At 73.8% G+C, this 11,862-nt stretch carries 4 protein-coding genes; 3 read left to right on the plus strand and 1 reads right to left on the minus strand.

Annotated features, from left to right (window positions below):
* Together ACIA5F_RS30700 and ACIA5F_RS30705 are read left to right on the plus strand one after the other, a co-directional pair.
* On the plus strand, positions 1–3,104 hold a 3,104-nt coding region (locus ACIA5F_RS30700), incomplete at its 5' end, for an SDR family NAD(P)-dependent oxidoreductase (RefSeq protein WP_399358708.1).
* Positions 3,105–3,145: 41 nt separating this feature from the next.
* Entirely contained in the window at positions 3,146–9,679 is a 6,534-nt protein-coding gene (locus ACIA5F_RS30705) for a thioester reductase domain-containing protein (protein WP_399358711.1), read from the plus strand.
* Positions 9,680–9,756: 77 nt separating this feature from the next.
* Here ACIA5F_RS30705 and ACIA5F_RS30710 read toward each other — a convergent pair whose 3' ends face one another.
* The gene (locus ACIA5F_RS30710; protein WP_399358714.1) at positions 9,757–11,421 is read right to left on the minus strand and encodes an FAD-binding oxidoreductase; all 1,665 of its coding nucleotides are present in this window, start codon (positions 11,419–11,421) and stop codon (positions 9,757–9,759) included.
* 347 nt (positions 11,422–11,768) lie between these two features.
* Here ACIA5F_RS30710 and ACIA5F_RS30715 point away from each other — a divergent pair.
* The coding region (locus tag ACIA5F_RS30715) for a biotin carboxylase N-terminal domain-containing protein (RefSeq protein ID WP_399358716.1) at positions 11,769–11,862 on the plus strand (94 nt) is incomplete at its 3' end.

Below are 11,862 nucleotides of genomic sequence, written 5' to 3' on the forward strand. Positions count from 1 at the left end.
CCACCGGGAACGACCTGCGCACCCCCGCCTACTGGACCGACCAGGTCCGCGGCGCCGTCCGCTTCACCGACGCCGTCACCACCCTCGAAACCCTCAACACCACCACCTTCACCGAAATCGGCCCCGACGCCGTCCTCACCGCCCTCGCCCAGGACAGCCTTTCGGCCGCCGTGGCCGTGCCGCTGCTGCGCCGGGGCCGGGCCGAGGCTCCGGCGCTCGTCGCGGGGGCCGGGCGGCTGCACAGCCGGGGGGTCCGCGTCGACTGGGCCGCGTACTTCGCCGGTACGGGGGTCCGCCCGGCCGCGCTGCCCACGTACGCCTTCCAGCACGAGGCGTTCTGGCTCAAGGGCTCGGCCCCGGCCGGTGCCGACGGGTCGGGGCTGAACCCGACCGGGCACCCGCTGCTGGGCGCGGCCGTCACCATCGCGGGCGCCGACCAGACGCTGTTCACGAGCCGGCTCTCGCTCCGCTCGCACCCCTGGCTGACCGACCACGCCGTCTTCGACGCGGCCGTGCTGCCCGTCTCCGCCCTGGTGGAGCTGGCCGTACGGGCCGCCGACGAACTGGGCCTGGCCGGGCTCGCGGAGCTCGACCTGCGGGCGCCGGTCGTCCTGCCCGGGGAGGGGTCGCTCCAGCTCCAGCTGGGTGTCGGCGAGGCCGACGGCTCCGGGCGGCGCGCGTTCACCGTCCACACCCGGGCCGACGACACCGCCGGGACCGCCTGGACCGTGCACGCGCACGGCGCCTTCGACACGGTCGGCGGGCCGGACGTGCCCGCCACCCTCGGCGGTGAGGCCACCGAGGTCCGGCTGCCCGAAGGGCTGCTGCCGGACGCCGCCGCGTACGAACTGCACCCGGCGCTGCTGGAGGCGGCCGTCGCCGTCGCCGCGCACCTGGGCACGGCAGGCGGGGCGGACGCGGCGGGCGGGGCCGGTACGACCAGGGTCCCCGCCCGGTGGCAGGGCGTGCGGCTGCACGCCACCGGGGCCACCGTCGTACGGGTGCGGACCGCGCCGGTCGACGGGGACGCGGAGGGCGCCGTCACGGTGACGCTGTCCGACGCGCAGGGCGCGCCCGTCGCCACGGTCGAGCGGCTCGTCTTCCGGGACCTGCCGGACACCGAGTTCGCCGCCCCGGACGGCGGCAGCCGGCCGCTGTTCCAGGTGGACTGGGACCGCACCGCCCTGCCCGAGCCGGGCAGCCGGGTGCGCTGGGGCACGCTCGGCGGCGCGGAGGCGGGCTTCGACGATACGGCCTCCGGCGGTCCGGGCTTCGACGGCCCGGCCTTCGAGGACGTGGCGGCGGTCGCGAAGGCGACCGAGGCCGGGGCGGCCGTGGACGCCGTGCTGGCCTGGGCCGCGCCCGGGGCCGCCGACGGTGTGGTGGGCTCGGCCCACTTCGCCGCGCGGCGGGCCCTGGCCCTGGTCCAGGAGTGGCTGGCGGACGACCGGCTGGAGTCCACCCGTCTGGTGGTCCTCACCCGGGGCGCGGTGGACGCCGGTTCCGAGGGGGTGCCCGAGCTGGGCGCCGCGACCGTCTGGGGGCTGCTGCGCTCCGCGCAGGCCGAGGCCCCGGACCGGATCGTGCTCGTCGACCTCGACGTCGACCTCGACGGCGCGGACGGCGGCGGGCTTCCGTCGGCGGCCCTGCCGGTCCTGTCGGCGGTCCTCGCCGCCGGGGAACCGCAGGCAGCCCTGCGCGGTGGCGCGGTGCTGCTGCCGAGGCTGCACCGGATCGCGGACGGCGCCGAGGGCGCGGGCGGCCGGGAGGCCGTCTGGGACCCGGAGGGCACGGTCCTGATCACCGGGGGCACCGGCGCGCTGGGCTCCCTCTTCGCCCGGCACCTCGTCACCGAGCACGGCGTGCGGCACCTGCTGCTGCTCGGCCGGCGCGGCGCCGAGGCCCCCGGGGCCGAGGAGCTGCGGGCCGAACTCGCCGGGCTCGGCGCCGAGGTCACCGTCGCCGCCGTGGACGTCTGCGACCGGGACGCGCTCGCCGCGGCCCTGGCGGACATCCCGCAGGAGCACCCGCTGCGGGGCGTCGTCCACACCGCGGGCGTGCTCGACAACGGTCTGGTCTCCGCGCTGACCCCGGACAGTCTCGACGCCGTGCTGCGGCCGAAGGCCGACGCGGCCTGGCACCTGCACGAGCTGACCGAGGACCTCGGTCTCTCCGCGTTCGTCCTGTTCTCGTCGAGCGTGGGCGTGATCGGCGGGCCCGGCCAGTCCAACTACGCGGCGGCCAACGCCTTCCTCGACGGGCTCGCCGCGCACCGCGCGGCCCTGGGGCTGGCGGCGACCTCGCTGGCCTGGGGTCTGTGGGGCCTGAGTTACGGGATCAACGCGGGTCTGGACGAGAACGACCTCAAGCGGTTCAGCCGTGAGGGGTTCCGGCCGGTCTCGCCCCAGGAGGGCACGGCGCTCTTCGACTCGGCGCTCGCCGGGGCCACCTCGGCGGTCGTCGCCCTCCCCGTCGACCTGTCGGCGATGCGGGCGCACGGCCTGGTGCCGCCGGTCTTCCGGGCGCTGGTACGGGTCCCGAACCGGCGCGCCGCGCAGTCCGGCGCGGCCGGCGCCGAGCTGCTGGCGACCCGGCTGGCCGGGCTCTCCCCGGTCGAACAGCACCAGGCGGTGCTGGAACTCGTCCGGACCGAGGTGGCCGCCGTCCTGGGCCACGCGGGCCAGGACGCGGTCCAGGCCGACCGCGCCTTCCAGGAGATGGGCTTCGACTCGATGACGGCGGTGGAGCTGCGCAACCGGCTCATCGCCGTGACCGGGGTGCGGCTCTCCGCCACCGTGGTCTTCGACCACCCGACCCCCACCGCGCTCGCCGAGCACGTGCTCGGCGAGGTGGCACCCGACGGCGCGGCGACCGCCTCGCCCGTCATGGCCGAACTGGACCGGCTGGAGGCGGCCCTCACGGCGCTCTCCGAGGACAGCCAGGCCCGTTCCACGGTTTCCGTCCGACTGCAGACCATCCTTTCCCGGCTGAACGAGGCGGCGGGGCCGGCCTCAGGGCCCGACCTGGCCAGCACCATCGAATCCGCCTCCGCGGACGACCTCTTCGACTTCATCGACAACCAGCTCGGCCGTTCCGCGAACTGACGGTCCCGACCGACTCAGCTCTGAGGAGAAGTTGATTTCGCATGTCCAATGAGTCCAACGCACAGGCAGTGTCCACGGACCAGGCCGTTTCCAAAGAACAGAAGATGGTCGAGTACCTGAAGTGGGTGACCACCGATCTTCAGAAGGCTCGGCAGCGGCTCGCGGAACTGGAGGCCGGCACCGAGGAGCCGGTCGCGATCGTCGGTATGGCCTGCCGCTTCCCGGGCGGGGTGACCTCGCCCGAGGGACTGTGGCGGCTGGTCATGGACGAGGCCGAGGGGATCACCGAGTGGCCCGGGGACCGTGGCTGGGACATCGACGCCCTCTACGATCCGGAGCGCGGCAAGCCCGGGAAGTCGTACACGAAGCAGGGCGGGTTCCTCGACGGGGCCACCCTCTTCGACCCCGGCTTCTTCGGGATCTCCCCGCGCGAGGCGCTCGCCATGGACCCGCAGCAGCGGGTGCTGCTGGAGACCGCGTGGGAGACCTTCGAGCAGGCCGGGATCGACGCGACCACGCTGCGGGGCACCCAGGTCGGTGTCTTCGCGGGGGTCGTGGAGCAGAGCTACCTCGGGCTGGAGGGCCCGGAGGAGCTTGAGGGTTACCTGATGACCAGCAAGCTGAGCAGTGTCGCCTCGGGCCGGATCGCGTACAGCTTCGGTTTCGAGGGGCCCGCCGTATCGGTGGACACGGCCTGCTCCTCCTCGCTGGTGGCGCTGCACCTGGCGGTGCAGTCGGTGCGCAAGGGCGAGTCCACGATGGCGCTGGCGGGCGGTTCGACCGTCTCCGGCAACCCGAGCGGGTTCGTGGACTTCTCCCGGCAGAACGGGCTGGCCGAGGACGGCCGGATCAAGTCGTTCGCCGCCGCCGCCGACGGCACCGCCTGGTCGGAGGGGGTGGGGCTGCTCCTCGTCGAGAAGCTGTCGGACGCCCGCCGCAACGGCCACGAGGTCCTCGCGGTCATCCGGGGCAGCGCGGTCAACCAGGACGGCGCGTCCAACGGGCTGACCGCCCCGAACGGGCCTTCGCAGGAGCGGGTCATCTACCAGGCGCTGGCCAGTGCCCGGCTGAACGCCGCCGATGTGGACGTGGTCGAGGCGCACGGTACGGGGACCCGGCTGGGCGACCCGATCGAGGCGCAGGCGCTGCTGGCCACCTATGGGCAGAACCGCCCGGAGGACCGGCCGCTGTACCTGGGTTCGCTGAAGTCGAACATCGGGCACAGCGTGGCGGCGGCCGGTGCGGGCGGCGTGATCAAGATGATCATGTCGATGCGGCACGGGGTGCTGCCCCGGACGCTGAACGTCGACGAGCCGACGCCCATGGTCGACTGGGAGGCGGGCGCGGTCTCGCTGCTCACCGAGGCCCGCCCGTGGCCGGAGCGCACCGGCCCGCGCCGGGCCGGGATCTCCGCCTTCGGTGTCAGTGGGACCAACGCCCACGTCATCCTGGAGGAGCCGCCGGCCCCGGTCGCCGGGGAGGCGGACGGCCCGGCGGGTACGGCGCGGGCGCAGGACGGGCCCGCCGCGGTACTTCCGCTGCTGCCCTGGTCGCTGTCGGCGAAGACCCCGGAGGCGCTCGCCGCCCAGGCGGCGCGGCTGCTGGCGCACGTGGAGGGCTCCCCCGCCGTCCCGGCGCTGGACGTGGCGTACGCGCTGGCCACCGGCCGGGCGGCGCTGGAACACCGTGCGGTGGTGGTGGGCGGCGACCGTGCGGCGCTGTTGGAGGGCCTGCGCGCCCTGGCCGCCGGGGAGACCGCGCCCGGCACCGTCCGGGGCAGCAAGACCGCCGGGAAGTCGGCGTTCGTGTTCACCGGGCAGGGTGCGCAGCGCACAGGCATGGGCGAGGAGCTGTACGCCGCCTTCCCCGCGTACGCGGAAGCCTTCGACGCGGTCGCGGCGGAGCTGGACCGGCACCTGGACCGCCCGATCCGTGAGGTCATCGCCTCAGGCGAGGGCCTGGACGACACCGGCAACACCCAGCCCGCACTGTTCGCCGTCGAGGTCGCCCTCTACCGCCTCGTCGAATCCTGGGGCATCACCCCCGACTACCTCGCCGGGCACTCCATCGGCGAACTCACCGCCGCCCACATCTCCGGAATCCTCTCCCTCGCCGATGCCGCGACGCTCGTCGCCGCACGCGCACGCCTCATGCAGGCACTGCCCACCGGCGGCGCCATGATCGCCCTCCAGGCCACCGAAACCGAACTCCTCCCCCTCCTCGAAGGACGCGAAGGCGCCCTCTCCGTCGCCGCCGTCAACGGACCCACCTCCGTCGTCATCTCCGGCGACGAAGACACCGCCCAGCAGATCGCGGCGCACTTCTCCGGCCTCGGCCGCAAGACCAAACAGCTCACCGTCTCCCACGCCTTCCACTCCCCCCACATGAACGGAATGCTGGAGGAGTTCCGTACGGTCGCGGCCACCCTCACCTACGGCGAGCCGCAGATCCCGGTGGTCTCCACCCTCACCGGCAGACTCGCCACCGGGGACGACCTGCGCACCCCCGCCTACTGGACCGAACAGGTCCGCGGCGCCGTCCGCTTCACCGACGCCGTGCACACGCTGCGCAACCTCGGCGCCGCCGTCTTCACCGAGGTCGGCCCCGACGCCGTCCTCACCGCCCTGGTCCGCGACACGCTCTCCGACGCGGCGGCCGTGCCGCTGCTGCGCCGGGGCCACGCCGACACCGGGACCCTCATGGCGGGCCTCGGCCGCCTCCACACCGTCGGCGTACGGGTCGGCTGGGCCGCGTACTTCGCGGGGACGGGCGCCCGGCGCACGGACCTGCCGACCTACGCCTTCCAGCACGAGCGGTACTGGGTGGAGACGACCGGGGTCGTCGCCGACGCCTCCGACCTCGGCCTCGAATCGGCGGGCCACCCCCTGCTCGGCGCGGCCGTCACCATCGCCGGGTCCGACCAGGTCCTCTTCACCAGCCGGCTGTCCCTGCGCACCCACCCCTGGCTCGCGGACCACATCGTCCTGGACCAGACCCTGCTGCCCGCCACCGCCCTCGTCGAGATGGCGATCCGGGCCGGTGACGAACTGGGCTCCACCGTCCTCGACGACCTGTCCATCCTCGGCCCGCTCGTCCTGCCCGAGAAGGGCGGCGTGCACGTCCAGGTCAGCGTGGGCACCTCCGGTACCTCCGGCAAGCGCGAACTCGCCATCTACTCCCGCCCCGACAAGGCCGACGTGCCGTGGACGCTCAACGCCCGCGGCCACCTCAGCTTCCAGGGCACGGACGAGCCGTTCGCCCTCACCGAATGGCCGCCCGCCGACGCCCAGGAGGTCCCGCTCGACGACGCCTACGAGAAGCTCGCCGCCCAGGGCTACGTCTACGGCCCGGTCTACAAGGGCCTGGACGCCCTCTGGCGGGTCGGCGAGAACGAGGTGTACGCCGAGGTCAGGCTGCCCGAGCAGTCCCGTACCGGCACCGCGGGCTTCGGCCTGCACCCGGCGCTGCTGGAAACCGCGCTCGCGGCCTCCTGCCTCGCCACCTTCGGCAGCGTCCCCGAGAGCGCGGTGTGGATCTCCACCGACTGGAAGGGCGTACGCCTGTACGCCACCGGGGCCTCCAAGCTGCGGGTCCGGCTCGTCGCCGGGCCGGACGGGGAACTGCGCGTCCAGCTCGCCGACCAGGCCGGGCAGCCGGTCGCCGCCGTCGAGTCGGTGGCCTGCCGGGCCATCGCCGTCGGCGAGGTCTCCAACGCCCTGGCCCGCAACCGCGACTCCCTCTTCCACGTCGACTGGGCCCCCTACCCGGTCGTGGCCGCCGGGGACACCTCGCACTGGGCGACCCTGGGCGCGGACGGGTTCGGCGACCGCCGGTTCACCGGGGTGGCCCGGGTGGCCCGGGTCGTCGCCGCGGGCGAGCGCATCGATGTCGTCCTGGCCCGCCAGGAGACCCCCGACAGCGGTGACCCGGCCGCCGACGTGCACACCGCGACCCGGGACACGCTCGCCCTCGTCCAGAACTGGCTGGCCGAGGAACGGCTCACCGAGACCCGGCTCGTCCTGCTGACCCGCGGGGGCATCGCCGTCGGCGACGAGGACGTCACCGACCTGGGCGCGGCGACCGTCTGGGGGCTGCTGCGCTCCGCGCAGTCGGAGAACCCGGGCCGCATCACGCTCATCGACCACGACCTCGACCTGGAGGACATCGACTCCTTCCGGGTGCTGGGCTCCGTGGTGGCCTCCGGCGAGGCCCAGGCGGCCGTCCGCGGCGGCCAGGTCCTCGTCCCCCGGCTCGGCCGGATACCGGAGTCGGCGACGGGCGAGACCGGCTCCTGGGACCCCCGGGGCACGGTCCTGATCACGGGCGGCACCGGCAGCCTGGGCGGCCTGTTCGCCCGGCACCTGGTCACCGAGCACGGCATCCGGCACCTGCTGCTCACCAGCCGGCGCGGCCGGGACGCCGAGGGCGCCGACGCACTGGCGGCCGAACTCACCGCCCTCGGCGCCCGGGTGACGATCGCGGCCTGCGACGTCGCCGACCGGCAGGCACTGGCGGCCGTCCTGGCGGACGTCCCGCAGGAACACCCGCTGACCGGTGTCCTGCACACGGCCGGCGTGCTGGACGACGGGCTGATCGGCTCGCAGACCCCCGAGCGGCTCTCGGCGGTACTGCGCCCGAAGGTCGACGCGAGCTGGAACCTGCACGAGCTGACGAAGGAACTGGACCTCTCCGCGTTCGTCCTGTTCTCCTCCATCGCCGCGGTCGTCGGCGGCCCCGGCCAGTCCACCTACTCGGCCGCCAACCACTACCTCGACGGCCTGGCCCAGCACCGCCGCGCCCAGGGCCTGAAGGCCACCTCGCTGGCCTGGGGCCTGTGGTCGCAGACCAGCGGGATGACCGGTCACCTCGACCAGGCCGACCTCCAGCGGATCGCCCGCAGCGGCTTCCGCCCGGTCGAGTCCGAGCAGGGCCCGGCGCTGCTGGACATCGCGCTGAACCTCGGTCACGCGGCGCTGGTCGCGACCCCGATGGACCTCGCGACCCTGCGGGAGCAGGTCCAGGTGCCGGTGCTGCTCAGCAAGCTGGTCCGTACGCCGGCCCGCCGGACCGCGCAGAACACCGAGGTCAGCACGGAGACCCTGGCCGACCGGCTGGCCGGGCTGGAGCGGGAGGAGCAGCTCGGGGCCGTACTGGAGGTCGTCCTCGAACAGGTCTCGGCGGTGCTCGGCCACTCCGGTACCTCCACCGTCGACACCGGACGGCCGTTCTCCGCGCTGGGCTTCGACTCGCTGACCTCGGTGGAGCTCCGCAACCAGCTGGGCACCGCGACCGGGCTGCGGCTGCCGCCCACCCTGGTCTTCGACCACCCGACCCCGGCCGCGCTCGCCGCGTTCCTCCACGACGAGGTCGTCAGCTCGCTCTCCGAGGACGGCTCCCCGAGCCGTACCGGCACCGACTTCGCGGCGGAGGTGCGCCTCGCCGAGGACATCCGGCCCGCGCGGGAGATCGTACGGACCGCCGAGGACCCGCGGGAGATCCTGCTGACAGGAGCCAGCGGCTTCCTCGGCGCCTTCCTCCTGCGCGACCTCATGCGCACCACCACGGGCCGGGTCCACTGCCTGGTGCGCGGGGAGGACAGGGCGACGGCGCTGGCGCGGCTGAAGGCCAACGCCCAGTGGTACCGGGTCTGGGACGACATCGAGGAGGAGCGGCTCTCGCTGGTCCTCGGAGACCTCGCGGAGCCCCGGCTCGGCCTGTCCGAGGAGGAGTTCGACGTGCTCTCCCGCACCGTCGACGTGGTCTACCACAACGGCGCCCGGGTCCACTGGCTGCACCCGTACGAGACGCTGAAGGCGTCGAACGTGACGGGCACCGAGGAGGTGCTGCGGCTCGCCGCGCGCCACCGTACGGTCCCGGTGCACTACGTCTCCACCGTCGGCGTCTTCGACGGGGTGCGCGAGCCCGGTGTCCCGCTGAAGGTCACCGACCCGACCGGGCCCGCCGAGGCCCTGCCGAGCGGGTACCTGCGTTCCAAGTGGGTGGCGGAGCAGCTCATCGGCCTGGCCAGGGACCGGGGTCTGCCCGTCTCCGTCTACCGCGTGGACGTGATCTCCGGCGACCAGGTCAACGGTGCCTGCCAGACGCGGGACTTCGTCTGGCTGACGCTGAAGGGGCTGGTGCAGTCCCGGAGCGTGCCGAAGGAGACCGAGGGCCGCTTCCACCTGCTGCCCGTCGACTACGTCAGCGCGGCGATCACCGGGATCTCGCGCCGGCCCGGCACGGTCGGCCGGACCTTCCACCTCTTCAACCAGAGCTCGCTGGCGCTGAGCCGGTGCGCGGAGTTCCTGCGCGGGCTCGGCTACGAGCTGGACGAGGTGGACCGGGACAGCTGGCACGCGAAGGTCAAGGCGGGCGACAACGCGCTGCTGCCGCTGCTGGACGCCTTCGAGATGATGACGTCGGACACCGACGGCTTCTACCCGCCGATCGACACCGCCGAGACGGCGGCGGCGCTGACGGGTACGGGCATCGAGATCCCGGTGCTGACGAAGGAGCTGTTCGAGAAGTACGTCGGCTTCTTCGTGGAGGAGGGACACTTCCCGCCGGCCCCCTGACCCGGGCCGCCTGACACACCGCAGGGGGAGGCCCCGCCGGTCACCCGGCGGGGCCTCCCCCCTGTGCGGTGCCAGGGCTACGGCAGGCGGACGCCGAGGCGGTGGCTGAAGACGTCGCGGGGGTCCCACTTGGCCTTGACCCGCTGGAGGCGCGGGTAGTTGTCCTTGAAGTACAGCTGGTGCCAGGGGATGCCGGAGGTGTTGAGGGCCGGGTCGGCGAGGTCGGCGTCGGCGTAGTTGATGTAGCAGCCGTCGTTGACGCCGCCGGGGCGCGGGACGCCGCCGGTCGCCGCGTACACGTCCTGGTACGCCTCGCGGACCCAGCGCTGGTGCAGGGCGTCGTCGGCCGGGTCGCTCCACAGGCTGCAGTAGAGCATCTTGGCGACGGAGTCGCGCTGGGCGGTGGCGGTGTCCTGCGGGCCCGGCTCGTTGATCTTCCCGCCGAAGCCGACGAGGGCGATCATCCCGTACGGCCCCGGGTAGTCGGCCCGGGTCAGCTGGCGGTAGAGCGCGGTGAGCTGCGCCTGCGGCATGGCCCGGCGGATGTACGCCGACTTGGACTTCCAGCGCGGGACGGCGGGCTCCACGAAACCGGACCATTCGGTGACCGCGTACAACCAGGGGGCCCGGTAACGGTCGCCGACCCGGTAGGAGACGCCGGTGCCCTCGGAGACGGCGGCGAGGAACCCGTCGAGGAGCTGGTCGGCGTGGGGGACGGAGGCGTCCACCTGGGTGCTCATCCGGAAGTAGCCGGCCGCCTTGTGCATGGCCTTGAGCTGGCTGAACAGGAAACGGCCCGGGGAGTCGGGGGCGGAGTTGTTCTCGTGCCAGACGTTGAAGTTGTGGACCAGGCGGGTGAAGCTCCGCTCGTCCAGGTCGGCCCACGACCAGCTCACGTCGGAGAGCAGGACCTCGGTGGGCGCCTTGGGCAGCAGCGCGGACGGGTCGTCGCCGGTGGCGCCGGGCGAGCGCAGCCAGTAGCGGGTGATGACCCCGAAGTTGCCGCCGCCCGCCCCGGTGTGGGCCCACCACAGCTCACGGTTCGGGTCGTTCGCCTCACGCGTGGCGACCACCTTGCGGGCCCGCCCGTCCTTGCCGACGTGGACGACCTCGACGGCGTACAGGTGGTCGACGGTCAGGCCGCGCGAGCGGGACAGCGCGCCGTAGCCGCCGCCGCTGATGTGGCCGCCCGCGCCGACGGTCGGGCAGGTGCCGCCGGGCAGGACGACGCCCCAGCGCTTGTACAGGGTGCGGTAGACGGTGCCGAGCAGGGCGCCCGGCTCGACGGCTATGGCACGGCGCTGCGGGTCGTAGCAGATGGCGTTCAGGCCGGACAGGTCGATGACGACCTTGATGTCGGCGCTGGCGGTGAAGTCCTCGTCGCAGTGGCCGCCGCTGCGGACCGCGACCTTGAGGCCCTGGTCGACCGCCTCCTGCACGGCGCGCACGACCTGGTCGGCGGAGCCGACGATCCGGACGTAGTCGGGGGCGCCCGTCCAGCGCTGGTTGGAGCCGGATATGAGTCCTCTGTACCGGGGGTCGGCGGGGGTGACGGTGATCGGGGCGGTGACGGCCACCCGGGACGTGACCGCCCCGGCGCCCCCGGCACCCCCGGCACCGGCCGCCGCCGCGGCTTCGGCCGCTTCGGCGGCCTGCGCGACGCCGGTCGTGGCGGGCAGGGCCAGGACGCCACCGGTGAGCGCGGCGCCTTTCATGAGCACCCGACGGGACACTTCGGTCATGACCGCATACCTCCATGGGACGAGGGAAACGCCGCGAACGGCACGAACCGAACAGACGTTTCCAGCCATTCCCCACGGCCGGGTAACCCCCGGGCAACCGCGCGGGCCCACCGGGCGGGAGCGCTGGGCGGACACACCGGGCGGGTCCGGGGCCGGGTCACCCGACCACACCGCGGTCACCGGCCGTCCAGTGCCCGTTCGGGCGTGCGGTGATTACCCGTCGGTGGACCGGCGACGGACGCGCGGAGCTACGTTCTGTGCTCGATGGTTTGCATGTGGCGGCGTGGATTCCGGGCATCACGCCGAGTACGGAAACGGTCTGTCACCCAAATATGAGGAGAGCGTCCGTGCGCAAGGTGCTCATCGCCAACCGTGGCGAAATCGCTGTCCGCGTTGCCCGGGCCTGCCGGGACGCCGGGATCACCAGCGTAGCCGTCTACG

The sequence above is a fragment of the Streptomyces sp. NPDC051567 genome (assembly GCF_044454165.1).
Classification (GTDB): Bacteria; Actinomycetota; Actinomycetes; order Streptomycetales; family Streptomycetaceae; genus Streptomyces.

Coding starts and splice junctions, on each gene's coding strand:
- ACIA5F_RS30705 (WP_399358711.1), top strand. CDS start 3,146: ATGTCCAATGAGTCCAACGCACAGGCAGTGTCCACGGACCAGGCCGTT.
- ACIA5F_RS30710 (WP_399358714.1), bottom strand. CDS start 11,421: ATGACCGAAGTGTCCCGTCGGGTGCTCATGAAAGGCGCCGCGCTCACC.